This window comes from Arthrobacter sp. NPDC093128 (genome assembly GCF_040683875.1).
Lineage (GTDB): Bacteria > Actinomycetota > Actinomycetes > Actinomycetales > Micrococcaceae > Arthrobacter.
Genome location: NZ_JBFBEY010000011.1, coordinates 46,237 through 72,089 on the forward strand (window position 1 = coordinate 46,237; position 25,853 = coordinate 72,089).

The 25,853-nt window shown below is 67.4% G+C and carries 21 protein-coding genes; 4 read left to right on the forward strand and 17 right to left on the reverse strand.

The annotated features are described in order from the left end of the window. Positions 1-124: 124 nt before the first annotated feature. Positions 125-514 carry a VOC family protein gene (locus AB0N24_RS14255; protein ID WP_364125291.1) on the reverse strand — a complete coding sequence of 130 codons (390 nt, stop codon included), beginning with the start codon at positions 512-514 and terminating at the stop codon, positions 125-127. A 144-nt stretch (positions 515-658) separates the two neighbouring features. Between AB0N24_RS14255 and AB0N24_RS14260 the strand changes: the two genes are divergently transcribed. Further along, the gene (locus tag AB0N24_RS14260; protein ID WP_364125294.1) at positions 659-1,579 is read left to right on the forward strand and encodes a 2-hydroxyacid dehydrogenase; all 921 of its coding nucleotides are present in this window, start codon (positions 659-661) and stop codon (positions 1,577-1,579) included. Between the two features lie 5 nt (positions 1,580-1,584). Here AB0N24_RS14260 and AB0N24_RS14265 read toward each other — a convergent pair whose 3' ends face one another. The 7 genes from AB0N24_RS14265 to AB0N24_RS14295 form a co-directional block, all read right to left on the reverse strand. Further along, the gene (locus tag AB0N24_RS14265) at positions 1,585-3,045 is read right to left on the reverse strand and encodes an aromatic amino acid lyase (RefSeq protein ID WP_364125296.1); all 1,461 of its coding nucleotides are present in this window, start codon (positions 3,043-3,045) and stop codon (positions 1,585-1,587) included. Positions 3,046-3,127: 82 nt separating this feature from the next. Beyond that, positions 3,128-4,822, reverse strand: coding sequence for a urocanate hydratase (gene hutU / locus AB0N24_RS14270; RefSeq protein ID WP_364125299.1), 1,695 nt, complete (start codon positions 4,820-4,822; stop codon positions 3,128-3,130). Between the two features lie 28 nt (positions 4,823-4,850). Further along, positions 4,851-5,759, reverse strand: coding sequence for an ABC transporter substrate-binding protein (locus tag AB0N24_RS14275; protein WP_364125302.1), 909 nt, complete (start codon positions 5,757-5,759; stop codon positions 4,851-4,853). Between the two features lie 100 nt (positions 5,760-5,859). Further along, on the reverse strand, positions 5,860-6,576 hold the full coding sequence (locus AB0N24_RS14280; RefSeq protein ID WP_364125305.1) for an ABC transporter permease subunit: 717 nt from the start codon (positions 6,574-6,576) through the stop codon (positions 5,860-5,862). Next, positions 6,573-7,223, reverse strand: coding sequence for an ABC transporter permease (locus AB0N24_RS14285; protein ID WP_364125308.1), 651 nt, complete (start codon positions 7,221-7,223; stop codon positions 6,573-6,575). Before AB0N24_RS14285 ends, AB0N24_RS14280 begins: the two co-directional genes overlap by 4 nt. Further along, the gene (locus AB0N24_RS14290; protein WP_364125310.1) at positions 7,220-8,326 is read right to left on the reverse strand and encodes an ATP-binding cassette domain-containing protein; all 1,107 of its coding nucleotides are present in this window, start codon (positions 8,324-8,326) and stop codon (positions 7,220-7,222) included. The genes AB0N24_RS14285 and AB0N24_RS14290 overlap by 4 nt, the downstream gene beginning before the upstream one ends. Beyond that, positions 8,323-9,054 (reverse strand): IclR family transcriptional regulator, encoded by a 732-nt coding sequence (locus AB0N24_RS14295; RefSeq protein ID WP_364125312.1) that lies wholly within the window; start codon positions 9,052-9,054, stop codon positions 8,323-8,325. The genes AB0N24_RS14290 and AB0N24_RS14295 overlap by 4 nt, the downstream gene beginning before the upstream one ends. A gap of 213 nt (positions 9,055-9,267) precedes the next feature. On the opposite strand from AB0N24_RS14295, the gene AB0N24_RS14300 reads away from it, so the two are divergent. Both AB0N24_RS14300 and AB0N24_RS14305 read left to right on the forward strand, forming a co-directional pair. Next, positions 9,268-10,467, forward strand: a complete 1,200-nt coding sequence (locus tag AB0N24_RS14300; RefSeq protein ID WP_364125315.1) for an allantoate amidohydrolase — start codon at positions 9,268-9,270, stop codon at positions 10,465-10,467. Continuing rightward, positions 10,464-11,846, forward strand: a complete 1,383-nt coding sequence (locus tag AB0N24_RS14305) for a formimidoylglutamate deiminase (protein ID WP_364125318.1) — start codon at positions 10,464-10,466, stop codon at positions 11,844-11,846. The genes AB0N24_RS14300 and AB0N24_RS14305 overlap by 4 nt, the downstream gene beginning before the upstream one ends. Positions 11,847-11,895: 49 nt before the next feature. Here the strand turns inward: AB0N24_RS14305 and atzF are convergent, their stop codons facing one another. From atzF to AB0N24_RS14330, 5 genes are read right to left on the reverse strand one after another with little or no spacing between them, the layout of a single operon-like run. Continuing rightward, positions 11,896-13,764 carry an allophanate hydrolase gene (gene atzF / locus AB0N24_RS14310; protein WP_364125321.1) on the reverse strand — a complete coding sequence of 623 codons (1,869 nt, stop codon included), beginning with the start codon at positions 13,762-13,764 and terminating at the stop codon, positions 11,896-11,898. After that, positions 13,761-17,480, reverse strand: a complete 3,720-nt coding sequence (gene uca, locus AB0N24_RS14315) for an urea carboxylase (RefSeq protein WP_364125324.1) — start codon at positions 17,478-17,480, stop codon at positions 13,761-13,763. The genes atzF and uca overlap by 4 nt, the downstream gene beginning before the upstream one ends. Next, positions 17,477-18,169: an urea amidolyase associated protein UAAP2 gene (locus AB0N24_RS14320; RefSeq protein WP_364125326.1), complete on the reverse strand. Its 693-nt coding sequence runs from the start codon at positions 18,167-18,169 to the stop codon at positions 17,477-17,479. Before AB0N24_RS14320 ends, uca begins: the two co-directional genes overlap by 4 nt. Continuing rightward, the gene (locus AB0N24_RS14325) at positions 18,166-19,068 is read right to left on the reverse strand and encodes an urea amidolyase associated protein UAAP1 (RefSeq protein ID WP_364125683.1); all 903 of its coding nucleotides are present in this window, start codon (positions 19,066-19,068) and stop codon (positions 18,166-18,168) included. Before AB0N24_RS14325 ends, AB0N24_RS14320 begins: the two co-directional genes overlap by 4 nt. Before the next feature lie 54 nt (positions 19,069-19,122). After that, complete coding sequence (locus AB0N24_RS14330; protein ID WP_364125329.1) at positions 19,123-20,634, reverse strand: amino acid permease; 1,512 nt, start codon at positions 20,632-20,634, stop codon at positions 19,123-19,125. 240 nt (positions 20,635-20,874) lie between these two features. On the opposite strand from AB0N24_RS14330, the gene AB0N24_RS14335 reads away from it, so the two are divergent. Then, a complete protein-coding gene (locus AB0N24_RS14335; protein ID WP_364125332.1) occupies positions 20,875-21,588 on the forward strand; it encodes a helix-turn-helix domain-containing protein in 714 nt (237 codons plus the stop codon). A 28-nt stretch (positions 21,589-21,616) separates the two neighbouring features. Here the strand turns inward: AB0N24_RS14335 and AB0N24_RS14340 are convergent, their stop codons facing one another. Genes AB0N24_RS14340 through AB0N24_RS14355 form a run of 4 tightly spaced genes read right to left on the reverse strand, consistent with a single transcriptional unit; the run spans position 21,617 to position 25,807 of the window. Continuing rightward, a complete protein-coding gene (locus AB0N24_RS14340; RefSeq protein ID WP_364125335.1) occupies positions 21,617-22,372 on the reverse strand; it encodes a cupin domain-containing protein in 756 nt (251 codons plus the stop codon). Beyond that, positions 22,369-23,325: a PmoA family protein gene (locus AB0N24_RS14345; RefSeq protein ID WP_364125338.1), complete on the reverse strand. Its 957-nt coding sequence runs from the start codon at positions 23,323-23,325 to the stop codon at positions 22,369-22,371. Before AB0N24_RS14345 ends, AB0N24_RS14340 begins: the two co-directional genes overlap by 4 nt. Beyond that, complete coding sequence (locus AB0N24_RS14350) at positions 23,322-24,491, reverse strand: Gfo/Idh/MocA family oxidoreductase (protein WP_364125341.1); 1,170 nt, start codon at positions 24,489-24,491, stop codon at positions 23,322-23,324. Before AB0N24_RS14350 ends, AB0N24_RS14345 begins: the two co-directional genes overlap by 4 nt. 2 nt (positions 24,492-24,493) lie before the next feature. Next, positions 24,494-25,807, reverse strand: a complete 1,314-nt coding sequence (locus tag AB0N24_RS14355) for an extracellular solute-binding protein (protein WP_364125344.1) — start codon at positions 25,805-25,807, stop codon at positions 24,494-24,496. Positions 25,808-25,853: the final 46 nt, after the last annotated feature.

Consider the following 25,853-nt stretch of genomic DNA (forward strand, 5'->3'; position numbering starts at 1 on the left):
TTGGTTTGGCGATGGTTGGGCGCAGGGCCGGAAACCGCTTTCCGATCATTTCTAACAGCGGCGACGGGGGTAAGTCAACGAGTCTGTGACATTCCTGTGCGCTTTCGGGTGTTTGTGCGTGGTGCTATTGGGTGGCGCCGGACCCTTCGGTGTCACCCCGCCCGGCGGTGTCGATGACGCAGAAACGGTTGCCCTCGGGGTCGGCCATGATCACGAAGTCCGCGTCCGCGGGCTGTTTGCTCCACTCGACGCGGGTGGCGCCCAGGCCAAGGAGCCGCTGCACTTCACCGCTCTGGTCCTCCGTGTACAGGTCCAGATGGATGCGCGGCGGGATGTGCACCGATGACGGGACGCGGTCCAGCGAGATGCAGGTTCCCACACCGCCGGGCGGCTGCAGGATCACAAAATCTTCCTCGGGTTCATGCCGCGGCTCGAAGCCGAGGGCGGCCTGCCAAAAGGCCATCTGGGCCGGGAGGTTATCAACGCGGATGACGATCGAGCCAATGCTCAGCATCCGGCCAAGCTACACCGACGCAAAGTGGCCCGCAACGGTGATGGGACGACTCCCTCCACTAGGCTGGCAGCAAAGAACCCTCCCGGCGGGCCGCGCTTCCGTGGCGCCCAGCCCGCCCCGAGCCGACGGAGCAGTTGGAGAATCATGACCCGGAAGATCACAGTCAGCCTGCCCGACGCCGTACTTCGTGAGTACCTGACACCGCACCCGGACGTCACCGTTGTTGAGTGGGACTTCACCGGCGAGCCGCCGCTACCGCAGATAGACATCGCGGTCCCGCCGTACATGGGCGGCACGCGCGTTCTCCGGAATCTCGAGGCGGTGGAGACAGGGCTGGTGCAAAGCCAGTCGATCGGATACGACAGCGTGGCGGACTCGCTCCCGGCCGGCAGGGTTTTCGCCAATGCCGCCGGCGTGCATGAAACCTCCACCGCGGAACTGGTCCTCGCCATGATCCTGGCCAGCCAGCGGGAGCTGCCACGGCATATCCGGAACCAGCAGGAGGGCATCTGGGAAGCCCGACCCACCGCCAGCCTTGCCGACCGCCGCGTTCTCATTGTGGGCTATGGCGGCGTGGGCAAGGCGATTGAGCAGCGGCTCATCCCGTTTGAAACCACGGTGACGCGCGTGGCCAGCCGGCCCCGGACGGATGAGAACGGCGTCATCCACGGCATTGCAGAACTGCCGGAACTGCTGCCGGACCACGACATTGTGGTTGTCGGGGTCCCGCTCGGCGACGCCACCAGGCACCTTATCGACGACAAGTTCCTTGCGGCAATGCCCGACGGCGCGCTGCTGGTCAACGTGGCCAGGGGACCGGTGGCGGACACGGAGGCCCTGGTCCGCCACACAGCTTCGGGACGGATACGCGCCGCGCTGGACGTCACGGATCCCGAACCGCTGCCCAAGGACCACCCGCTGTGGGGGACACCCGGCGTCATCATTACCCCGCACGTGGGCGGCGCGAGTTCCGCCATGCGCCCGAGGATGGGCCGGCTGCTGCAGCGGCAGATCGACCTCATGCTGGCGGGTGAGCCGCCGATCAACGTGGTTTTCGGCTGCTGACCCGGCTAGCCGAAATCAGGAGACACCACGAGCCGGACCGCGGCATCGACGTCTGCCCTGAGGTCGCGGTCCTGGACGTCGGCAGGCAGTGACAGCGCGGCGTCGAGGGCTTTCCTGAACCGCGCGCTGCTGAATTCCGCCGGCGTCCGGCCCTGGAGCCTCAGGGCCCTCCCGGCACAGATGAGTTCGATGCCAACGATGGTGGACAGGGCCCGCACCGTGGAGTCCAGCTGGGCTGCCCCCACGCTGGCGAAGCTGGCATCTTCTTCGGCGCCCAACGAGAGGACCACCGTTTGCAGGCTCACCGGGTGGGCGTTTGCGCGAATACGTCCGGTCGCGGCGGCCGCCACGTACTCCAGCATCATGACGCCGGACTGGCCCGCATCATCGGCCGCCAGGAACCGGTTGAGCCCGGTATAAGCGGGGTCGCAGAGCAGGCTGATCCTGCGCAGGTTCGTGGCGCATGCCGCACCGATCGCCAGCTGAACCGCATCCACGCGCCGTGCCAGCGTGGTCATCTGGAACAGGCCATGATGGGCGACGCCGTTGCTGCCGTCCGCCTCGGATCCAAACACCAGCGGGTTCTCGTTACCGGCCACCACCAGGCGTTCCAGTACGGATTTGAGGGCATCCAATTCCTCGGCCACGGCGCCGAGGGCCTGCGGGAGCGTGCGCAGGCAGTACGGATCCTGGATCCTTGCCGGGGTTCCGCTGCCCTCCACTAGCCTGTGGAGTTCGGCGGCCATGCCTGTGACAGCCGCTGAGTCGGCTGCCCGGCCAACCTCCGGGCCGAATGCCTCCGGGTTGCCGGACATCGCTGCGAATGACAATGCACTGACTGACACCAGCTTATGCAGGAGGGCGGCCAGTTTTTGCTGGGCCAGTACTGCCTGCGCGATGGTCAGGGCACTCGAGCTGATGAACGGCAGGGCGTCCTCGGTGGCCCAGCCGGGAAGCGGTGAAGTGATCTGCTTGCCGTCCATGGTTTTGCGTTCGCCCAGCAGGGTCAGCGCGGTGCCGGACAGCGCCGGGAGGTCGGCGGTGCCGATGCCGCCGTACTCCCTGATTTCCGGCAGGGAATCCGAGTTAAGCATCGCCTGCAGGGCTTCGGCCACTGCGGGGTTGATTCCGGAGGACCCCGCAGCGATCTGCGAGAGTCTAATGACGAGCATGGCCCGGACGGTTTCCCGGTCGAGAACATTTCCGGCGTCCACGGCATGGCTCCGCAGGAGGTTCAGCCCGTGCGGATCCGCTGCCCCGGCCGCCTGGTCCAGGGCGACCGAGCGGTTGGCGCCGACGCCCGTGGACCGTCCGTAGACAGGACGGACCAGGGCGGTTGCCCGCGCGGACCGCTGGGAGTCCGCCATCCGCTCAGCGGCCGACGGCGTTAAGGTCACCTGCGCGCCCCCGGCAGCCACCGCAGCGATGTCTGCCAAGGCCAGCTCGCTGCCGTCGATTTCAATCACGGATGGTCCCTTCTTATCGATTGCTCCGCAGGCGCCCTTTTCGTGGCCCAAAACGGCGGCTACGGAGCAATCGATGGGTTAGTTAGCGGCTTTCGTTCATCGGGATGCGGACGCCGCGTTCTTTCGCGATGTCGAGGGCGCGGTCGTAGCCGGCGTCGGCGTGGCGGATGACGCCCATGCCGGGGTCGTTGGTGAGGAGGCGTTCGAGCTTCTGCGCGGCGAGGTCGGTGCCGTCGGCGACGGAGACCTGGCCGGCGTGGATGGAGCGGCCGATGCCGACGCCGCCGCCGTGGTGGATCGAGACCCAGGTGGCGCCGGAGGCGGTGTTGAGCAGGGCGTTCAGCAGCGGCCAGTCGGCGATCGCGTCGGAGCCGTCGGCCATGGCCTCGGTTTCCCGGTACGGGGAGGCGACGGAGCCGGAGTCGAGGTGGTCCCGGCCGATCACGATGGGGGCTTTGACGTTGCCTTCCTTGACGAGCTGGTTGAACAGCAGGCCGGCTTTGGCGCGTTCGCCGTAGCCGAGCCAGCAGATCCGCGCGGGCAGGCCTTCGAACTCGACGCGTTCCTGTGCGGCGTCGATCCAGCGGTGCAGGTGCTTGTTCTCCGGGAACAGTTCTTTGATCGCCGCATCGGTCACGGCGATGTCCTCGGGGTCCCCGGAGAGCGCGACCCAGCGGAACGGGCCCAGGCCCTCGCAGAACAGCGGCCGGATGTAGGCCGGGACGAAGCCGGGGAACTCGAACGCCCGGTCATAGCCGCCCGTGCGGGCCTCGTCCCGGATGGAGTTCCCGTAGTCGAAGACCTCGGCCCCGGCGTCCTGGAATTCGACCATGGCCTGGACCTGGCGGGCCATCGAGGCCTGGGCCTTCTTGGTGAACCCTTCGGGGTCCGCGGCGGCCTCGGTGTGCCATTCGTCCACGGTGATGCCCTCGGGCAGGTAGGACAGCGGGTCGTGCGCGGAGGTCTGGTCCGTGACGATGTCGACGGTGAGCTCGCCGGCGGTGTGGCGGCGCAGGATTTCGGGGAAGACCTCGGCGGCGTTGCCGACGTAGCCGACGGACCAGCCGCGGCGTTCTTCCTTGGCCTTGAGTACTTTGGCGATGGCGGCGTCGAGGTCGGTTTCGACCTCGTCGAGGTAGCGCTTGCCGGCGCGGCGGCGCAGGCGGGTCTCGTCGACGTCGACAATCAGGCAGGCGCCGTCGTTCAGGGTCACGGCGAGCGGCTGGGCGCCGCCCATGCCGCCGCAGCCGCCGGTGAGGGTCAGGGTGCCGGCGAGGGTGCCGTTCTCGTCCCCGGTGAGTTTGCGGGCGATCGCGGCGAAGGTCTCGAAGGTGCCCTGCAGGATGCCCTGGGTGCCGATGTAGATCCAGGACCCGGCGGTCATCTGGCCGTACATCATCAGGCCCTCGGCCTCGAGCCGGCGGAACTCGGGCCAGTTCGCCCAGTCCCCGACAAGGTTGGAGTTGGCCAGGAGCACGCGCGGCGCCCACTCGTTGGTGCGGAAGACGCCGACGGGCTTGCCGGACTGGACCAGCAGGGTCTCGTCCTTTTCCATCGTTTCCAGGGTGCGGGTGATCGCATCGAACGCGGCCCAGGACCGGACCGCGCGGCCGGTGCCGCCGTAGACCACCAGGTCGTCCGGGCGCTCGGCGACCTCGGGATCGAGGTTGTTCATCAGCATCCGCAGCGGGGCTTCGGTCTGCCAGGACTTGGCGGTGAGCTCGGTACCGCGGGCTGCTTTGACCGGGCGGGCACCGGTAGTGAAATCGGCTGTCATTGTGTACTCCTGTTGTCTTGCCGCGGGCCTAGGCCAGGTTCTTGGACTTGAGCCAGTCCTTGGCGATCTCGCCGATGTCCTCGAACTTCGCCACGCGGCCGTTCATCTCGATGAGGTCTTCGGTGGTGAGCGCCGCGGAGACCTTGTCCAGGACCTCCTTGACGGTGGCCGTGGACTTCTTCTCGTTGATGACGGGGACGATGTTCTCGGACAGGAAGAGGTTCTTGTCATCTTCGAGGGCAACCAGGTTGTTGGCAGCCAGCGCGGGGTCGGTGCTGAAGATATCGGCAACCTGTACCTGGCCGGAAAGAAGGGCGTTCAGCGTCAGGGGACCGCCGGCGTCGAGCGCCGAGAATTCCTTGAATTCAAGACCGTAGACGGACTTCAGGCCGGCAACACCGTTGATGCGGGTCTTCCACTCCGGCGGGCCGCCCAGGACGAGTTCCTTGGCCACGGGCTGGAGGTCGCTGATGGACTTGAGGTTGTGCTGGTCGGCCGTTTCCTTCTTGACGGCCAGGACGTCCTTGTCCTCTGCTTCAGAGGCGGTCAGCAGGGTCAGTCCGGAAGGGATCTTCGTGGCCAGTTCCTTGGCAACTTCCTCGGAGGAGACCGCCTTGGTCGCGGAATCAAGGTACTGCAGGAGGGCTCCGCCGTATTCGGGCATGAGGTCGATGGAGCCATCCTTGAGGGCGGGGATGGTGACTTCACGGCTGCCGATGCTGGGTTTTTCGGTCACCTGGACGCCCTTGGACTTGAGGGCTTCCGCGTAGATCTTCGCGATCAGCTGGCTTTCCGGGAAGTCCGCGGAGCCGACGATGATGCTGTCGCTCGAAGCGGCGGTCTGGGTGTTGGAGCTGCTCATCGGATCCCCGCCGCAGGCGGTCAGGGCCAGGGCGGCAGCAGCCGCGAGGGTGATGCCGGTCAGGTACTTTTTCATGTCAATGCTCTCTGGGGGAGGCTGGCGCGGGGCATGCAGCGGCCAGGCTGGGGTGGGTCTGTTGCCGGACGGCGGTGGAGATGATGCGTGGGGTGGTGGGTTAGACCGTGGCGGGGATTTTCACGGTGTCGGCAGCGGCGGCCGACTTGACGGTGAGCCGGGTCAGCCCTGGTGAGACGACCCGGCGGGTGATGAAGGCGAGCAACTGGTCGAAGAACAGGGCCAGCAGGGCCACCAGCACGGCGCCGGCGACCATCTGGCTGTAGTCGTTCTGGGCCTTGCCGTCGATCAGCAGGCGGCCGAGGCCACCGAGCGAAATGTAGGCCGCGATGGTCGCCGTCGAGATGATCTGCAGCAGGGCGCTGCGGACGCCGGACAGCATCAGCGGGAGCGAGCAGGGGAGCTGAACATCCGTGAGGATCTTTACGGTGCGGAACCCCATGCCCTTGGCTGCGTCGACGGCGGCAGCATCCACTGCGCGGATGCCTGCATAGGTGTTGGTCAGGATGGGCGGCACCGCGAGCAGTACAAGCACGATCAGGCTCGGCAGGATGTAGCCCATCTTGGACGGGAAAGCGGGTGAGATCAGCAGCACAAGCAGGATCAGAAGTCCCACGCTTGGCAGGGCGCGGAGGGCGTTGGCGAGGCCGGCGATCATAAAGACGCCCTTGCCGGTGACTCCGATGTAGATGCCGAGCGGAACCGCGATCACTGCCGCGATGGCGAGGGCGATGAGCGAGTACACGAGGTGCTCGCCGATCAGGTTGGGGATGCCGTCGGCACCGGTCCAGTGCGCAGGGTCGAACAAGTAGTTCATGATGCCACCACCTTGGGGGTCCACGGTGTCAGCCACCGGTTGAGGAGGATGATCAGTCCGTCAAGGATCATGGCCAGGACCACGCAGAGGATGATGCCGGCGATGATCGGGGTGAAGAACCGCAGCTGGAAGCCCTGGGTGAAGAGGGAACCGAGCTGGGGGATGCCGAGCAGCGCGGCCACTGACACGAGGCTGACGTTGGAGACCGCGGCAACGCGGAGGCCGGCGCTGATGACCGGAACGCCCACGGGGAGCTCGACCTTCAGGAGGCTCTGGTAGCTGCGGTAGCCCATGGCTTTCGCCGCCTGGACTGTATCTTCGGGAACGGAATCCAGTGCATCGGCCACCACCCGGACCAGCAAAGCCACCGTGTAGATGGTCAGCGCGCCCACGATGTTGAGGGGATCCAGGATCTTGGTGCCCAGGGCCAGCGGCAGGAGTACGAACAATGCCAGCGAAGGCACGGTGTACAGGAGGCCCGCGATGCCCACCAGGAGGGGGTAGATCCGGCGGCTGCGGTGTGCCCACCAACCCAAGGGCAGGGCAATCAGAAGCCCGAGGACCAGCGGCGTGACGGCCAGCAGAACATGCCAGCCAAGCAGGAACACAATGTTGTCGAACTGGCGGCTCAGCCATTCAATGTTCATCGGGCCGTCTCCAGATGCGGTTCGGCCTCGATGGCCTTGACGATATCGGATGCAGTCACCGTGCCGACGAGTTCACCGCGGTCATTGACGACGACGCCGCGGCGGCTGGGGGAGGACAGTGCTGCGTCAAGCAGCTGGCGCATGGTCCCGGCCGATGTCGCGGACGTGCCGCTGAGGTTCAGATGGTCCCGCTTCAGCTCGCCGGCGATCAGCTCCGGCTGTGCCCAGCCAAGCGGCTTCCGTTCACCGTCGACCACCAGGACCCACGCGCCGGAGGCCCTCGCCTGCGCCTCCGCGGCGGAGGCTCCGAGCTGAACCACGGCTTCTTCGCTGACCGTCACGGTTCCGGCCACATTGGTGAAGCCGAGGGACCGGTAGCCACGGTCGCGTCCCACGAAGTCGGCCACGAATTCGTCGGCCGGGGAGGTCAGGAGCTCCGACGGCGTGGCCATCTGGGCGAGCTTCCCGCCGACGCGCATCACGGCCACCTGGTCCCCAAGTTTGAGGGCCTCGTCGATGTCGTGGGTAACCATGATGATGGTCTTGCCGATTTCACGCTGCAGGCGGAGGAACTCGTCCTGGAGCTGCGCACGCACCACCGGGTCCACGGCGCTGAAGGGTTCGTCCATCAGCATGAATGCAGGGTCCGAGGCCAGAGCACGGGCCACGCCAACGCGCTGCTGCTGGCCGCCGGAGAGCTGCCAGGGGTAGCGCTTGGCGAAGTTCGCCGGAAGGCCCACGCGCTCCATGAGCTCCAGCGCCGTCATGCGGGCCTTCTGGCGGCTCTCACCGAGCAGCAACGGCATGGTTGCGACGTTGTCCACGATGGTGCGGTGCGGGAACAGTCCCGCGTGCTGGATGACATAGCCGATCCGGCGGCGGAGCAATGCTGCGTCCATGCCGGACGTTGGCTGGTCGTCCAGGTAGATGGTGCCGCTGGTGGGTTCGATCAGGCGGTTGATCATCCGCAGCGAGGTGGTCTTGCCGCAGCCCGACGGCCCGACCAGGATGGTCAGTTTCCCGGTGGGGGCTTCAAGGTTCAGCCCGTCGACGGCAACCGTCCCGTCCGGGTAGGCCTTGGTGACATTTTCAAACTTGATCATTTTTCTTCCATGCTTTCCTGGGGCAGTTCATGGTCTTTGGAGGGCTCGGTGAGGACGTTGGCGGCCACCCTCACAAGCTCCTCGCCGATGTTTATGGCCTTCGACTCGTCCAGCCGGTAGCTGGGTACCACGATGCTCAGGGCGGCCACGGTGCGGCCACCAATCACGATCGGTGCGGCGACGGCGGTGATGTCGTCTTCAACGCCGCTTCGCACTATCGCGAAGCCGCGGTCTGGCTGGCCGCCTGTCAGGACCTGCCCTGCGGCGGACCCTTCCAGCGGGATGCTCCGGCCCACCCAGCTGGTATGCCGGACGGAGCGGGTACCTTCGACAATTGCTATGTAGATTCCGGTGTCCCCAGGACCGGGAATGCTGAGATAGCAGGATTCGCCCGTGTGGGCCACCAGCCGCTTCATGTGCGGGGTGCAGAGCGAAACCAATGACTCCTGGCCCAAGGCCAGGGCTCCGAGCTGGATGACGCTTGCACCGGGGCGGAAGTTCCCGCCCGGGTCCCGGGAGACAAAACCGCTCCCCTCCAAAGTGCGCAGGAGGCGAAGGGCCGTACTCGCGGACAAGTCGACGACGCGGGCGGCGTCGCTCAGGGTGAGGGATCCGTCAGTGCACACTGCACTGAGCAAAGCCAACGCCCTCTCAACCGTCCGTGTTGAAGAATCTGCAGCCACTGTATGACCCACTTCCAAGTGGTTCGAATCACGTTGTCTTGCCACTAAGTAAAAACCAACTTTCACCCGATGACAATAGGTGCCGCCCATATTTCACAGGTTCTTCATCAAACCGGGGTTGATCCGCGGCGTGTGCGACGGCCCCGTTTCGGGCATGTTGCAGGCGTGTTAACTGTCCGGCGTCCATGCCGCAAGCCCTTGTCATGGAGTGGAAAGTGGTTTTTACTTGGTGGCAGTTCACACTACGCGGAGGTTCATTTGGAAACCGTCAATCAGCTCCTCGACTCGATCAAGGACGTGGGCCGCGACGCGGTGCGCGGAGGCTATTCCCGGGCCGTCTACTCGACGGCGGAACTCGACTTGAGGACATGGTTCATCGAACAGGCGCTCCAGCGCGGCCTGTCCGTCGAGACCGACCGCAACGGCATTATCTGGGCCTGGTGGGGCAAACCCCAGGACGGCGCCCTGGTCACGGGAAGCCATCTCGATTCAGTGCCCGGCGGCGGCGCCTTTGACGGCCCGCTCGGCGTCGCCTCGGCACTCGCCGCCGTCGACATCCTGATAGCCCGCGGAAAAGTGCCGAACCGGTCCCTGGCCATCACGGTGTTCCCGGAAGAGGAGGGCTCCCGCTTCGGGGTCGCCTGCCTCGGATCGCGCCTGCTCACCGGAGCCATCGACGTTGACAAGGCACGGAACCTGCGCGACGGCGACGGCAACACCTTTGCGGACGTCGCACGGTTGAACGGCCTCGATCCCAGGCACGTCGGTCCGGATCCCCAGGCCCTGGCGCGGATCGGCGACTTTGTCGAACTGCACGTGGAACAGGGCAAGGGCCTGGGCACGGGCGGCCCGGCCATCGCCGTCGGAAGTTCCATCCTGGGGCACGGCCGCTGGAAGCTGAGCATCAGCGGCCAGGGCAACCACGCCGGCACCACCCTAATGGCGGACCGTGCGGATCCGATGGTCGCAGCGGCACAGATCATCGTCGCCGTACGCGACGCCGCTGCAGCCCAGCCGGATGCGCGTGCCACGGTGGGACGCCTGATGCCGGTGCCCGGCGGAACCAACGTCATTGCCTCCCGCGTGGACATGTGGCTCGATGCCCGGCACCCTGACGATGCCGTGACCGCCCGGCTGATCGAAACGATCTACGCCGCCGCCCGGCAGATAGCGGCCACCGAAGGATGCTCCGTTTCCCTCACGGAAGAGTCCTACAGCGACACTGTCCATTTCGATCCCGGCCTGACCCAGCGGATCAGCGGGATCCTGCCCGACGCCCCGCTGCTGGCTACCGGAGCCGGCCACGACGCCGGGGTGCTCTCGGCCTATGTGCCGTCCGCGATGCTCTTCGTCCGCAATCCCAGCGGCATCTCGCATTCGCCGGAGGAGTATGTTGCCGACGAGGACGCCGGCATCGGCGCCGTCGCCCTTGCGGATGTCCTGGAGGGTCTCCTGTGACCGGGCCTGCTGTCACCGGGCTCTGGTGCGAGACGGCTGTTGTGGCTGGCGCCGGTGGCACCGGCGAAGCCGACGGTGGCCCCGCAGTGCGCGCGTCGGTGCGGCTGGACGTGCGGGACGGCCGCATCGAGCGGATCACTTCCGGCGCGGAACCGCAGCCCGGCGACCACATCCTGAAGGGCGTCGTCTTTCCGGCTGCCGCCAACGCCCACTCCCACGCCTTCCACAGGATCCTGCGCGGACGGACACATGACGGACGCGGTGATTTCTGGGTGTGGCGGGAGCAGATGTACCGGAGCGCGGCCGAACTGACGCCGGAAACCTACGAAAAGCTTGCCAGGGCCGTGTTCGCGGAAATGGTGGTCGCCGGCTTCAGCAGCGTGGCCGAGTTCCACTATGTCCACCACCAGCCTGGCGGCGCTCCCTACGCGGAACCGCATGCCATGGAGCTGGCCCTGGCCCGGGCGGCAATGGCGGCCGGGATCCGCCTGACGCTCCTGGACACGCTGTATCTGGCGGGAGGGATCGGTACGCCGCTGAGCCCCGAACAGCAGCGGTTCGGCGACGCCAACGTCCAGGCCTGGCTGGAGAGGCTCTTTTCGCTCCGGAACGAAGTCGCGCAAAGCTTTCCACCGGAGATGGTCGGCGTGGGGGCCGCGCTGCATTCCGTGCGCGGCGTGCCCGCTACGGACTTGGCGGCGGTGGCCGAACAGCTGCCGGCGGATATGCCCCTCCACATCCACCTCAGCGAACAGCCGGCGGAGAACGAGGCCTGCCTGGAGGCCTACGGCGTCACCCCCGCGGGCCTGTTGGAGCGGCACGGCCTGCTGTCCGGGCGGCTCTCGGCCGTCCATGCCACGCACCTGACGTCCGGGGACATCGCCCTGCTCGGCAATGCCGGCGCCACGGTGGTGATGTGCCCGAGTACCGAAGCCGACCTCGCCGACGGGATCGGTCCGGCCCGCGCATTGTCCGACGCCGGAGCCACCATTGCGCTGGGCACGGACCAGCACGCCGTCATCGATCCCTGGATTGAAATGCGCACGCTGGAACACGGGGAACGACTCGGTTCCGGCCAGCGCGGCAGGTTCTCCCCGCAGGAACTGCTGCGGGCCGCTACGGATGGGGCCACCCGCTCCATGGCCACACCTATTGCCGCGTCTGCGCTGGCGGTCGGGGCGGTCTGCGATCTGATGGCCGTGACTCCCGACTCAGCCCGCACTGCCGGTTCCAAGGCAGAGCAGTTCCCGTTCAGTGCCACAGCCAGCGACGTCACCGACGTCGTTATTGCAGGGGAACTGGTGGCCTCCAATGGCGCTCACGTGCGGCTCGGCCAGCCGGGCCGCCTCCTGACGGAAGTGCTGAAGGAGTTTTCCTGAGGGTACGGCCGCCACCGCGAAACCGCGCCTCCGGCGCGAACCTCCGGAGCTAGCGGCGCCCCCGCTGCAGCCCCCGGATGAGGGCATCGCCGGCATCCCGCCAGATGCCCTGGCCGGAGGGCTCGGCGGAGGTGCCGGCCGCGGCCTGGGCAGCCAGCCAGTCCCCGAAGTGCGTGATGTCCCTGCCGTGGGATGCCGCCACCGCATCGCAGGCGAAACCCACCGCCGTCGAACCGTCATTCAGCAGAACCGACCCCAGCAGCATGGGTTCGGGGAGCTCCGCGAGGAAAGACCCCAGCGCAGCCTCGGACAGCAGCCAGCGCTCCGCCGCCAGTTCGGCGCCGTCGTCGGAACGAACGACGCCGGGCTTGGGCGGCTGCGTGTCCAGCGCGACCATCCGGTACCGGGGAGCCAGCGTGACCGGACCATCCCAGAACGCACCGCGCTGTTCCAGTTCGGCCATCAGCGGCTGACCCTTCCGATGGGCTCCCACCACCACGAGCGGCACGGCGGCGGCGCCAGCGGCCGCGGGCCACGGCAGCCGTTTTACGGCGGGGCGGCTTGGGGCTGCACCGGAAGCAAACAGCGCCGGGAGGTCCGGCGTCACCTCAATCCTTCGGGCAATGTCGGCCACGACGCCGTCGTCGAACGTCCGTCCCACCACGGTGAGGCCGAACTGGGCGACTTCACCGCCGCGGGACTCCTCCACTGTGCCGGCCGGCACCGCGACTGCGCACAAATCGAAGAGGTTGCAGAAGTTGGTGTACGTGCCCATTCGCGAGTTGACTCCCACGGGATCCGCGGCCACGTCGGCCAGCGTTGGGTGGAAGGGAGTGGTAGGCACAATCAGGGCATCAAATCCCTCGAGCCGGGACAGGGCTTCCCGTTTCAGCTCCTCCAGCGCCGCAGTGTCGGTTACATATTGGTGGGCGGGCACGCGGCCCGCTGCGCTGATGATTCCGGTGACTGTCGGGTCCAGCCCGACGGTGCCGCTTCCGGACTTGTTGCCCGCAACTGCGGCGTCAATGAATGTTCCGACGGCGCCGTGGCGCTCGGCGACAAGGGCGCCGTCGTAAAGCAGCCGGGCCGCCTGGAGGAAGACATCCAGTTCGATCGGCTCGGCGTCCACGCCGGTGGCGCGCAGCCGTTCGATCTGCGCGCCGAACTGCGCAGCCCATGCGGGAGGGAGCGCCGGTAACGAGGCCGGGTAGGCGATTCGGGGTCGCGACGGTGCCGCCAGCCGTACGTCTGCAGGCCACGTCCGGGATTCCCCGGCCATGATCCCCATGGCCAGTTCGGCAGTGTCGAGGTCGCGGGCCAGGATGGTGGCAGTGTCCCAGGACCGGCACGCCGGAACCATCCCGGCAGTGGAGACGACGTCCAGGGTCGGCTTGATGCCCACGATTCCCTGCAGCCCCGCCGGAACACGCCCGGAGCCGGCTGTGTCCGTGCCGATGGCAATGTCCACGAGCCCCAGGGCGACCGCCACGGCGGACCCTGAGCTGGATCCTCCCGAGATCCGGTCCGGCCGCCGCGAATCGCGGACGGCCCCATACGGGCTCCGGGTCCCCACCAGTCCGGTGGCGAACTGGTCAAGGTTGGTCGAGCCCAGCACCAGGGCGCCCGCCTTGCGCAGGCGTGCAACGGCCACGGCGTCCTCTGCCGGCTCATAGCCGAAACCGGGGCAGGCCGCCGTCGTGCTGATTCCAGCGACGTCCACGTTGTTCTTGACCGCGAGCAGCAGTCCCGCCAGAGGCAGGGAGGCGCCAGCCGCCACGGCCGCGTCGATGCCGGCCGCTTCGGCCAGGAGCTCGTCCCGGCCCCGGACCTTGATCCAGATCTCGGGCCGGTCGACGGCGTCGATTGCGGCGAGCGCCGCCATCACGCGCGCCGTGGTTGCCCCGCTGACGTCACTCATACCGCGCTCCCTTCGAGAACATGTTCGATTTCGTTCAGTTCCGCCGCCGCAAGGACCACCAGGGCCTCGCCGGCCACCACCTGGGTGCCGGCGGACGGCAGTACCCGGCGCACAATGCCGTCGCTCGGCGCGGTGAGGACCGTCTCCATCTTCATGGCTTCGATGGAGACCAGTGGCTGGCCTGCCACCACCTTGTCCCCGGGCGCGACGTCGACCTTCCAGACGCTCGCCGCGAACGGAGACGTGACCAGGGTTCCGCCGTCGGGAACCACCACTTCTTCTGACGGCGGGGCGATGGCGACGGCCTGCTCGGCACGGTCGAACTCGCCGGCGTCCTCCCATGCCTGACGTTCGATGGCGAAGGCCTTTTCCTGCCGCACCCTGAAATCCGCAATAGAATCGCTGTTGCGGGCCAGGAACTCCTCGTGTTCGGCCAGGGAGAACGTACCGTCCTCGATCTCGACGCCCCGGCCGCGGCCGGCCGCCATGTCCGCCCGCAGGTCCAGGAGTTCCTCCGGGCTGACGGGGTACCAGGAGATCCGGTCGAAGAACCTCAGCAGCCACGGCGAGCCGGGCTCGAACGGGGCGGCTGTGGCGTGCCGGGACCAGACCTGGGTGGTGCGGCCGACGAACTGGTAGCCGCCCGGACCCTCCATGCCGTAAATGCACATGTACGCGCCGCCGATGCCCACGGCGTTTTCCGGGGTCCAGGTCCTGGCGGGGTTGTACTTCGTGGTGACCAGGCGGTGCCGCGGGTCCAGCGGCGTGGCCACGGGAGCACCGAGGTAGACGTCGCCCAGCCCGAGCACGAGATAGTCGGCGTTGAAGACGGTGTCGAAGACGTCGTTCACCGAATCCAGGCCGTTGATGCGGCGGATGAACTCGATGTTCCACGGGCACCAGGGGGCGTCGTCGCGCACGCCGGCCATGTACCGTTCGATCGCCTCGCGGGTGGCCGGATCATCCCAGGACAGCGGGAGCCTGACCTTGCGGCTCGGAACAACGAGCTCAGAGCTGGCCGGCAGCTCCGCGTCGATCTCCCGCACGATGCCCAGGAGGCGGGAGGTGGGAAGAACAGACGGGTCAGCCTTGACCTGCAGCGAGCGGATGCCGGGAGTGAGGTCCACGATGCCGGGGATCCGCAGCTTCTCGAGCTCCCGATGCAGGGCGTGGACCCGGGCACGGAGGCCGAGGTCCAGCACCATGTCGCCATACTCCACGAGGAGGTTGTCATCCCCGGAGCGGCGGTAGGTGACGGCCGGCCGGCCATCACCTTCAGGCACCCGGCCCAGCACGCCGTCGTCACCGTCTCCTCTTGGCGCCCCGGAATGTCCGACGGCGGTCGGGGCACCCGGCAAGCTGCCGGCGCCTGCCGTGCTTGCGCCCGGAAGGATCTGCTGCCGGGCCGGTCCGAGCTCCTTGGCGGAAGGCGCCTGGACAGACTTGACCGGAACGAAGCGGACTTTGTCCCCCGGCCTGAGCTGGCCGAGCTTCCAGCGGTCGCCGGTCACTACGGTAACGGGGCAGACGAAGCCGCCCAGGCTGGGGCCGTCGGGGCCGAGCAGGATGGGCGTGTCGCCGGTGAAGTCCAGCGCACCCACCGAGTAGGCAGTGTCGTGAATGTTGGAAGGGTGCAGGCCAGCCTCGCCGCCGTCGTTCCGGGCCCAGCGCGGCTTCGGGCCGATGAGCCGGACGCCGGTCCTGGCCGAGTTGAAGTGCACCTCGTAGGCTGTCGCGAAAAGTTCGTCGATGTCCTCGCGCTGGAAGAATTCCGGGGCGCCGTGCGGCCCTTCCACCACCATGAGCTGCCACTGCGTGGTCAGTGCCGGGCGGCTTTCGACGGGGACAGCTGCGGGTACCGTTTCCGGTGCTTTGTCCGTGACCGTTCGCAGCACGTCCCCGGCCCGCAAGACACGGCCGCCGTGGCCGCCAAACTGACCCAACGTGAAGGTCGAGGCACTGCCGAGATACTCCGGAAGGTCGAGGCCCCCCTCGAATAGCACGTAGCCGCGCAACCCGGCCCCGTCGGCGGAGCCGATGTCCAGCACACCGCCGGCCGGTACCGCGACTGGTTCCCAGGCGGCAACTGCAGAGCCGTTGACTGTGACGGTCACGTCGGCGCCGGTGACGCAGACCGTGGTGGTGTGTGTGAAGCGCAGCGCCGGGCCGGCCACTGTGAATTCCAGGCCGGGCGTGCCCTCAGGGTTGCCTAGTGCCGTGTTGCCGAGGCGGAAGGACAGGTCATCCATGGGTCCGCTTGGCGGCACGCCCACCTGCCAGAGCCCGGTTCTGCCGGGCCAGTCCTGCACGCTGGTCTGCAGGCCGGGGCGCTCCACCGTGATGCGGGGTTCCGGGTCGCCCACGGTGTCCAGGGTTCCGGTGGAGTGTTCCGCGGAACGCACTACTCCCAGCCCGGTGACCGCGCGCAGCATGCCCAGGTTGGTCTCGATGCCGTCGATCCGGGTCTGGGCCAACGCTCTCGCCAAGGAGTCGAAAGCCTCCTCCCGGGTGCCGCCGGAGGTGATGAGCTTGCCCAGCAGGGGGTCGTAGTTGGTGGACACCTCGCTGCCGGTTTCCACCCAGGCGTCAACGCGGACGGCATAGCGTGCTGATTCCTCGCACGGCGGGTACTGGGCGTTGGTGACGGTTCCGGCGCTGGGTTGGAAGTTCCGGGCCGGGTCCTCGGCGTAGATCCGTGCTTCCACCGCGTGGCCCGTTACCGGAAGGCTGTCCGGGACGCCGTCCAGCACGGGCCGCTCCTGGGCCAGGCTCAGCATCCATTCCACGAGATCCACGCCGGTGACGGCCTCGGTTACGGGGTGCTCCACCTGCAGCCGGGCGTTCACTTCGAGGAAGGAGGCCTGTTGGCGGGCCGGGTCGTAGACGAATTCGACAGTTCCTGCGGAGCGGTAGCCCACCGATGCGCACAGGGCCCGTGAACTGCGGTGCAGTTCTTCGCGCAGCCCGGCGGGAAGGTCCGGGGCGGGTGCTTCCTCGAGCACCTTCTGATGGCGGCGCTGGAGCGAGCAGTCGCGGTCTCCCAGGCTCACCACCCGGCCTTCGCCGTCGCCGAAGACCTGCACTTCGACGTGGCGGGCGTGTTCGACGTACCGCTCAGCGAACACCCCGTCGGTGCCGAAACTGGAGCCGGCCAGCCGGGCGACGCGGGCGTAGTTCCCGGCGAGCTCTGCTTCGCTGCGGCACACCGCCATGCCGATGCCGCCGCCCCCGCCGGTGGCTTTGAGCATTAGCGGGAAGCCGATCTCCGAGGCTGCCGCGACGGCGGCGTCGAGGTCCGCGAGCAGTCCCGAGCCGGCGATCATGGGCACTCCGGCGCGCTGGGCGGCGTCGCGGGCGGTGTGCTTGGTGCCGAAGATGCGCAGCTGCTCCGGGGTGGGGCCCACGAACACCAGTCCGGAGGCTTCCACGGCCTCGGCGAACCCCGCGTCCTCGGAGAGGAAGCCGTAGCCGGGGTGGATGGCGCCGGCGCCGGTCGAGGCGGCGGCTGCCAGGATGGCGTCAACCCGGAGGTAGGACTCCTTGGCCGGCGCGGGCCCCAGCAACACGGCTTCATCGGCGAGGCGGACGTGCTTGGCGCCGCGGTCCGCCTCGGAGAACACAGCTACGGTCCGCAGCCCGGCCTTGCGGGCCGATTCGATGATGCGGCAGGCGATTTCGCCGCGGTTGGCTATGAGGAGGGTGTCAAAGCGGTTCATCGGGAAGCCTCCGGACGGGTGACGACCATCCGCACCGGCGTGGGATTGAAGCCGTTGCAGGGGTTGTTGATTTGCGGGCAGTTGGAGACCAGGACCAGGGTGTCCGTCTCGGCTCGGAGGGCCACTCGCTTCCCGGGTGCGGACAGCCCGTCCACAATGCCGAGGGCTCCGTCCGGGTCCACTGGAACGTTCATGAACCAGTTGATGTTGGAGACGAGGTCCGGCTTTCCGAGGCCCCATTTGGAGCCTTCGATGAGGAAGTTCTCCACGCAGGCGTGCTGTTCGTGGGTGTGCTGCCCATAGCGCAGGGTGTTCGATTCCTGCGAACAGGCGCCGCCGACGGTGTCGTGCACTCCCACTTCGTCTGCCATCACTGTCATGAGCGCTTCGCCGCTGTCCGCCCGGAGGGCGGATCCGGTGGTGAGGATGATGGACCGCTGCGAGGCGATGGTGACGGCGGCGGAGTAGCGCGTGCCGACGTCGCCGGCTGCGTAGAGCAGGCAGTCGACGGCCTGGTTGCCTTCGAGGTCAACGATGGTCAGAACGTCGCCGGCGGCAACGACGGCCGACCAGGGACCGCGGGCTTCGACGTATTCGTCCAGGATGACGTGTCCCGGGACCAGGGCGGCGGTCCCTGCGTCCGGTTGGAGCCGGGCGTCGGGCTTGCGGGTGGCGGCGGCGGTGCTCATGCGGAAGTCCTTGCTGCGTAGTCGTTTTCGGTGTTCTGCAGGGCAAGCAGGTGTTCGGGGGCGAGTTGGAATCCCAGGCCGCTTGCTGCCAGGGCCTCAAGGTCCTGGGGTGCCTGCCAGGCGACGATGTCCACGGTGCTCCCGGTGAAGGCGGGGCGGGGGTCCAGGGGGTGGGCGGTGTTGGCCAGTACCAGGACGGCGTCCATGTGCAGCAGCATTTCGACGGCAGTTCCTGCAGCGGAGCTGCCGGTAAAACGGATGCTTCCGTCCGGGTCAACCGTGATGCCCTTGAAGAAGGACACCGATGGCGGCACTTCCCGTTGGCTGATGCCGTGCTTGAGGGCGCCCAGGGTCAGCAGTTCACGGCCGGCGGGGGAGGCGCTGTGCGCGGAGCCTGCACCGTATTTGGCTTGGTTTCCGGCGAGGTTAGTGGTCCCGGTGAGGGCGTCGTGCCGCCCCGAGGAGTCGGCGACCACCGTGGCCATCAGCCGGCCGGCGTCTGACAGCAGCGGGTGGCCCTGCCCCAGGTACGCCTGCCAGGGGACCTTCACGGTGTCGGCGACGTTGATCCGCTCGTAGTGGGCGCCGCTACGGAACAGGGCAGCGTGGACGCAGGAGTCGCCGTCGGTATCCGTCAGGCGGATCCTGGTGCCCCGGGCCAGTTCCAGATGGGTGTACCGGCCAAAGGCGAGCGACTCGGCCCAGGTGAGCGATGCCGCGGCCTCCGCCGACAGTCCGGCCGTCAGGCGTTCCGGGGCTGCTGCCGCGGGCACGTGGATCATGGTGCCGGCCGTTCGTCCGTGCTGCGCACGGGCGTGCGCGCGGGCGCCCGCCGTCGTTGTCGTAGCGGCGGCTGTCTCTGTGGTTTCGAGGGTGTGGGTTTCGAGCGTCTGGGTCATGTCAGTCATTTCTTAGCGGTGTTGGCTGTGGTGGCGGGCATGCGGCGTCGGTGCCTAGGCAGCTGTTACTTCGGAGGTCTTGCGGCTCCGTACCCAGACGCCCAGGAGCAGAACGGCGCCCACCATGAGCGGGGCGGAATACAGCAGGAGCCCGTTTTCGCCGGAGGGGTCATAGACCTCGGGGCGTGGCCAGGCGAGGTTGACCACCATCACCGCGCCGTAAAGGACGGCCAGGAGATTGACCGGGAGTCCCCAGCGTCCCAGCGAGAACAGCCCGGCGGGCATGGTCTGGCCCACCCGGTCCCAGTCACCGCGGAGACGGCTGAGCAGCTGCGGCACGGTGACCAGGAGGTAGGCCAGGTAGACCATGACAATGCAGACGCTGCAGAGGGTGGTGAAGAGCGCCGCGTTGCCGATGTTGATGGCCAGGACGCCGACGGCGAGGGCGCCGATGGCGATGGACGGCCACATCGGAGTGCCGCGCTGCGGGTGGACCGCGGAGAGGAGGGCCGAGGCGGGGAGCTTTCCGTCCCGGGCCATCGAGAACACCAGGCGGGATCCAGCCGTCTGGATGGCCAGGGTGCAGACAAAGATCGCGACGGCGACATCCACCAGCAGGACCTTGCCCCAGAAGGTTCCCAGGACGGCGGTCAGTACGTAAGGCAGGCCCTCCGTGGCGAGGCGTCCGTCGTCGAGGCTGGGTGCGGCCATGAGTGCGGTGATGATCATGAGCCCGCCGCCGATGCCCGAAATGATCAGGGCCGAAAGGATGGTGCGCGGTGCTGTCCTGCGCGGGTTCTTCGTCTCCTCGGAGAGTTCACCGGCGGAGTTGAAACCGACCATGACATAGGCGGCCATGAGGCCGGAGACGAGGAAGGCGCCCACGGCACCGAGGTCCGAGCCGGTCACCACGCTGATGTCCGCGACGACGTCGGGTCCGCGCTGGGCGGCGGAAACAAGGGCGAGGATGACGGCGGCGACGCCGACGATCTCGCAGGTCACTCCGATGGAGTTGATGTGGGACATGAGCCTGACGCCGAGGCAATTGATCACGGTGGTTAGCACCAGGAGGGCGGCACCGAGGACCACGGCGTTGGCGGCACCGGTGACGGTGGTGAGTGCAGGGTCGCCGCCCACCAGCTGGAAGCCGTCCCAGAGCTGGGGAAGGACCACCTGCAGCGCGATGGCGGCAGCGGCCGCCGTGACCACCTGGGCGATGGCCATGAACCAGCCGGCGAACCAGCCCACCACTTCGCCTCCCATGCGGCGCGCCCACTGGTAGACGGCTCCGGAGAGAGGGTATCGGGCGGCGAGTTCGGCGAAGTTGAGGGCCACGAGCAGTTGGCCGACCAGCACGACGGGCCAGGTCCAGAAGAACGCCGGGCCGGCGAAGGAGTAGCCGAAAGCGAAGAGCTGAAAGATGGTGGTGAGGATGGAGACGAACGAAAATCCTGCGGCGAAGGAAGCATAGCGGCCAAGTTTGCGGTGCAATGACGGCTGGTAGCCGAGCGACGTCAGGTCTGCATCGTCTGCGTGGGCGGACGCCGTCGAAATGGTGGAAGTCATCGGTTTCTCCGTGTCTGGAACGGGGGCTGGTGACCACATTTGGGTAGCCGCTTGATGGCTCCTCCGAAATACCGGTCACTTGATAGTTTTCCAGTGAAGTGTCCCGGTTCCGTTTCGCCGATGTAAAAGCTGGATGACGCGGTATTTCGGTCCGGTAAATAAAAACTCACCACTTTGCCGCGCCGGTCGGAGGTGCGTGCGGCGGCGACTCGGCACCCTGCGCCGGTGTAAGAATGTGGGGTGACTTCAGCCGGACCGGGACGACCCCGCAAACAGCAGCCAGTGCGCCCAGGCGCCACCGCCCGGGACGAAATCCTCGATGCGGCGGCCGAGCTCTTCACCAGCCAGGGCTTTGCGAACACCTCCACCAGGGCCATCGCCGACGCCGTGGGAATCCGCCAGTCATCTCTCTACCACCACTTCGGCACCAAAGATGAGATCCTGGGCGAACTGCTCATGGGCACTGTGGCCGGCGGCCTGGACTTCGCGAGGGCCGTCCACGCGGCCCAAGGACCGGCAGGCGCCGTGACAGCGGCCGCTGCGCTGCACGCCGTCGCGCTCTATGACGGAGGCCTGCTGTGCAGTGCCCGCTGGAACCTCGGCATTCTCTACCACCTGCCCGAGGCGCGTGCGGAACGTTTTGAGCCGTTCATGGCGGACAGGCGGGAACTCCGGCAGCTGTACCGTAACCTTGGCCAGAGGGTCGAGGAGCTTAGTCCAGCGGCCAACGGCACCGGCAGGGCGCCCCTGGGTGAACTGGCATTCCGCCTGGTTGAGTCCCTGATCAACCTTCGCGCCGACGGGCTCGCGGACGAGGATTCAGCTTCCCAGACGGCCGACGCCGGCATCGTGCTGGCAGGACTCTCAACTGAACTGGACGAGGTCCGGGCACTAAGCAGGGACTTGATCGCGGTACATGGCCGTGAGCTCGCTGCACCGGACATCGCTGGCTGAGCCGGCGCCACGGCCAGTCCAGTCAAGGCTAGGCCGCCCCGCCCGCCCGCCAGGTCTGGAGCCGGCCGCACATGCCGTAAGGGCGCTCGCCAATGCCCTCACCACCCTGGGGTTCGGCCCGGGCCACCGATGCCCGGGACAGGTGCGGGGCCGCGCCGTCCGCCAGGTCCGCCAGCCACTGTTCGGCCGTGCGGGTCTCGGCCTGCACCGTATCGGCCCAGAGCTTCCTCCATTCCGGGACCCGCTCCCGAACCAGCTCGGCGGCGGCCTGGTGGAAGCCGTGCAGGGCAGAAGGGCCCTGGTGTTCGACGGCGGCACGCAGCTCCGCGTAACCGGCCAGCGCGGCGTCCCGCCGCGCCAGCGCCGCCATCGCCCGGGTTTCCTCACTGGTCTCCGGGTAGGGCAGGGTTGCCAGGCGCCGGTACAGGTCGTGGTCCCGGAGGACCTCCGGGACAAACGTGAGGACGGCGTCCCCCGCTTCCGGCAGCCCGGCATTCTGCATCACCACCAGCAGATCCAAGTCCCCGTGGTTGATCAGCCGGTGCACCGTTCCGGGGCTGAACCACAGCAGGTCCCCGGCCTTCAGCCCATGCGTTTCGAAGCCGGCGCTGCTGAGGGTCTCCACCTGGCCGCTCCCGTCGATCACCAGGTAGGCCTCGGTGGAAGCCGTATGCACGTGGGGTGAACCGCCGCAGGTGCCGTCGGCCGCTGCCCAGTTGTACACCGCCAGCCGCGTGAGTGCCGTCCCGCCCGGGAAGAACGGGAGGTCCCGCGCCGAACTCACCGCCGGGCCCCCGCCCGGATCGTCACTGCTGCCAGCTTCCGGAGCGCTTCTCCGCCTTCCGCCGTCAGAGCCGTGAGCCGCTCCGGGGTCGAGTCGCCGTCGGCCGCAACGAAGGAGTACCGGTTGGTCAGCGTCGCACCGTTGGTGAAGGGGACTTCCGCGCTGAAGAACGGTGCCGGACCCATGCAGGCAAACGGTTCGGTGCGCGTGAACCATTCGGGCGGGTGCTGCTCGTTGCGTGCATCGTCCACCATGACCACGGTGGAGAGGTTGCCGGTTCCGTCGTGCTGGCCCACGAAGGCGAGCCAGGGTCCGCGCCGGCCGCGAAGCTCCTCCCCGGAGGCGCCGTCGGGACCCAAGATCCTGCCGCCGGTGAAGTCGCGCGGGCCGCGCCAGAACAGCCCGCCGTAGCCGGCATTGTCCCGGCCTTCGGTGGTGGGCGACCCGATGCGGATGTCCACTCCGGACACATTCGTCATGGCAGTCTCGAAGGCTATGACCCAGGAGCCGCCGTCGGGGTTTTCGGAGATTTCAAAGGTGCGGATTTCATCCACCACGTGCTGGCCGGACTGTGTGATCCAGGCGAGCGAGTGGGAGAAGCGGAACCGCCCGTCCACCAAGCCGGCGTCGAGAATCTCCTGATGCTGCATGGAGCCGTTGTTGGGCAGCCACTGGTAGTCCTGGCCGCGACGGTAGCTGGGTCCACCCCAGAAGTTCTCGTCCCCGAAATGCGGCAGGGACCAGGCCAGGCCCTTGTGCCAGGTGTGATCGTGCGGGCGGAAAACGCTCAGCGAGTCCCCGGCCAGGGTGCGGAGCGGGTGGAAGCCCGGCCGCGGCGACTCCCGCTGCGCGTCGTCGGGCAGGAACGTGTAGCTGGTGACCTCGGCGCCGCCGATCCGGATGATGACTGCCTTGCCGTCGTTGTTCCAGCTGATTCCGTTTATGCCGCTCATGCGTGTGCACTCTCCTTCTGTGCCGGGGTCTCCTCTGACGCAGCCCGCGTCCACGGCTCCATGTGGCCGTCCATCCGGGTGAAGAACGCATGCCCTTCGCCGATTTCGTTCCTGCTGATGGTCTTACCGGTCACGCTCGAGGCGTAGATGGCGGCGGCCAGCTCCATGGTCGGATATGCCTCGGCCAGGGACACCGGCGGAACCTGCCCGGCCGCGAGCCGGGCCAGGATCACCGAGTACTGCGCGCTGTGCCCGCTGGGAATGTTGGCCTCGGTGGCCTGCCACAGTTCGGACAGCTCCTCTGAGCCGGGGGCGGGAGTGAGGGTCCAGTGGCCGTTGTCGTAGCCGTAGAGGTGTTCCAGTTCAAGGGTGGCCCGTTCGAAGTCGAGCCGCAGCTGGGACGTCTCGCGCGGGGAGATCACGGAATTCATCACCGTGGCGATGGCGCCGGATTCAAACCGGACCACCGCGGCGGACACGTCCTCGGTGTCCGTGTTGCGGGCCAGCTTGGACGCGAACGCGGACACTTCCTGCCACGGTCCCCACAGGTTCAGGAGCAGGTCGAACTGGTGGATGCCGTGGCCCATGGTGGGGCCGCCGCCTTCTACGTCCCACAGTCCGCGCCACGGGACGTCGAAGTAGGCCTGGTCCCGGAACCACAGGGTGTTGCACGTGCCCACCAGCGGCCGGCCCAGCGCTCCCGTTTCGGACAGTTCAAGGACGCGGCGTGCACCAGACCCGAAGCGGTGCTGGAAGACGCAGCTCACGGTTCCGCGGGACGCGGCCTCGGCCGCCATCAGTGCGCGCATCTGCTCGAGGGACAGCGCCGGCGGTTTCTCCACCACCACGTGCAGGTCAAGACCCAGCGCCTCGACGGCCAGGCCCATGTGGCTGGCCGGTGGCGTGCACACCACTACCAAGTCCAGCCCGCCACCGGCCGAACGCAGGTCTGCCTCGGACTGCAGGTCAGCTGCGATCCGGGGGATGTTCCATTTTGCGGCAAAGGCCTCGGCCCGGGACGGATCCAGGTCCACGGCCACTGCCAGCTCCACATTGTCCCGGCCGGACAGTGCTTCAGCATGGGCGTTGGCGATTCCCCCGGTTCCGATGATTCCTACGCGCAACGGTGCGCCGGTTGCTGTCATGGGTTGTGCTTCCTGCTTCATGGTCACTTTCTGATGGCTGACTGGAGTTCGGTGATGACCGCCCGGGCGGCCGTGGCCGGCGTCGTGCGTTCAAACAGGACGTCCGAGGTGTGGCGGGCCAGGATCTCCTGGATGGCGCTGCCGCCGGAGGGCGTGATGGGCGGGGCCTCGGTCACCTCGTCCGCGATGGAGTCGACGAAGTCGACGGCGGCCTTGTCCGTCGGAGTGATTTTGTCCGCGATGGCGTCCCGCACCTTGGTGTTGGCGGGGATGCCGCGTTCGGTCAGCAGGACGTCGCCCGCGGCCTGGCTGTTGGCCAGGAAGTTCAGGAAATTCTCGGCCGCCTCGGGGTGCTTGGTCCGTGACGAAACGGACCAGAACATGGACGGCTTGTAGTAGGCGCCGCGCTGTTCGGCCTGCGATTCGCCGGGCAGCCGGAGGAGCGTCAGGTTCTGGCCGCTGCTCTTGTACGCGGTGAGCTGGGTGTTGAAGATGCCGGCGAACGCCTGCTTGCCCTGGGCGAGCGTGCTCTGGTTCAGCGAGGCGGACGCGTTTTCGATGATCTCCGACGGCTTCGGGGCAGCCCCGGAGGTGGAAAGCTCCACGAGGTTTTCCCAGAACGATTCGAGCGTTTCGGGCTTGATCACCACGTTGCTGTTCTCGTCGTAGAGCCGGTCGCCGTGCTGGCGTGCCCAGATGTAGAGGTCGGTGTCGTTGTAGCCCACCCCGGTGCCGGTGACACCACGGGATTTTTCGCTGACCTGCTGGCTGAGTTTGCGGTAGTCGTCCCAGCTCCAGGTCTTGTCGTCCGGCATTTCGACGCCGGCGCTCTTCAGCAGTGCAGGATTGGCGGCGATGGAAAACGTGGCGATGCCCGTTACCAGCCCGAACATTTCCCCGTTGACGTCCCCGGTCTTGAGTGCGGTGGGGTCGATGTCAGAAGTCTGCAGGCCCTTGAGCTTGTTGAGGTCCAGCAGCGCACCGCGGTCCCCGTACTCCCGGACATATTTCTCGTCCATCTGGATGATGTCCGGGGCATCGTTGGCGGCCACCTGGGTGGCCAGTTTGTCCCAGTAGCCGTTCCAGTCACCGTATTCGGGCTTGATCTTGATGTTCGGATTCTCGGCTTCGAAGGCTTCGATGACCTTCTGGGTGGCTTTCTGCCGGGCATCGCCGCCCCACCAGGTGAAGCGCAGGGTGACCGTCCCGCCGTCGTCCGCGGCGTTGGTGCCTGTCCCGCCGCAGGCGGTCAGGGACAGCGCCGCGGCGATGAGGATGGCGGCGACCTTCGCGCCTTTGAAGCGGCGCGGGGTTTTCGCTTGGTTTGCGGATTTCATCGTCGAAACCTTTCGTCTTGGTGGATCCCGGCGTCGTTGGCGGAAT

What these genes read in the sequence shown, in the direction of transcription:
- AB0N24_RS14280 (WP_364125305.1), bottom strand. Translation starts at nt 6,576, where the DNA reads ATGAACTACTTGTTCGACCCTGCGCACTGGACCGGTGCCGACGGCATC.
- AB0N24_RS14275 (WP_364125302.1), bottom strand. Translation starts at nt 5,759, where the DNA reads ATGAAAAAGTACCTGACCGGCATCACCCTCGCGGCTGCTGCCGCCCTG.
- atzF (WP_364125321.1), bottom strand. Translation starts at nt 13,764, where the DNA reads ATGAGTGACGTCAGCGGGGCAACCACGGCGCGCGTGATGGCGGCGCTC.
- AB0N24_RS14290 (WP_364125310.1), bottom strand. Translation starts at nt 8,326, where the DNA reads ATGATCAAGTTTGAAAATGTCACCAAGGCCTACCCGGACGGGACGGTT.
- uca (WP_364125324.1), bottom strand. Translation starts at nt 17,480, where the DNA reads ATGAACCGCTTTGACACCCTCCTCATAGCCAACCGCGGCGAAATCGCC.
- AB0N24_RS14330 (WP_364125329.1), bottom strand. Translation starts at nt 20,634, where the DNA reads ATGACTTCCACCATTTCGACGGCGTCCGCCCACGCAGACGATGCAGAC.
- hutU (WP_364125299.1), bottom strand. Translation starts at nt 4,822, where the DNA reads ATGACAGCCGATTTCACTACCGGTGCCCGCCCGGTCAAAGCAGCCCGC.
- AB0N24_RS14325 (WP_364125683.1), bottom strand. Translation starts at nt 19,068, where the DNA reads ATGACCCAGACGCTCGAAACCCACACCCTCGAAACCACAGAGACAGCC.
- AB0N24_RS14345 (WP_364125338.1), bottom strand. Translation starts at nt 23,325, where the DNA reads ATGAGCGGCATAAACGGAATCAGCTGGAACAACGACGGCAAGGCAGTC.
- AB0N24_RS14260 (WP_364125294.1), top strand. Translation starts at nt 659, where the DNA reads ATGACCCGGAAGATCACAGTCAGCCTGCCCGACGCCGTACTTCGTGAG.
- AB0N24_RS14350 (WP_364125341.1), bottom strand. Translation starts at nt 24,491, where the DNA reads ATGAAGCAGGAAGCACAACCCATGACAGCAACCGGCGCACCGTTGCGC.
- AB0N24_RS14320 (WP_364125326.1), bottom strand. Translation starts at nt 18,169, where the DNA reads ATGAGCACCGCCGCCGCCACCCGCAAGCCCGACGCCCGGCTCCAACCG.
- AB0N24_RS14255 (WP_364125291.1), bottom strand. Translation starts at nt 514, where the DNA reads ATGCTGAGCATTGGCTCGATCGTCATCCGCGTTGATAACCTCCCGGCC.
- AB0N24_RS14355 (WP_364125344.1), bottom strand. Translation starts at nt 25,807, where the DNA reads ATGAAATCCGCAAACCAAGCGAAAACCCCGCGCCGCTTCAAAGGCGCG.
- AB0N24_RS14285 (WP_364125308.1), bottom strand. Translation starts at nt 7,223, where the DNA reads ATGAACATTGAATGGCTGAGCCGCCAGTTCGACAACATTGTGTTCCTG.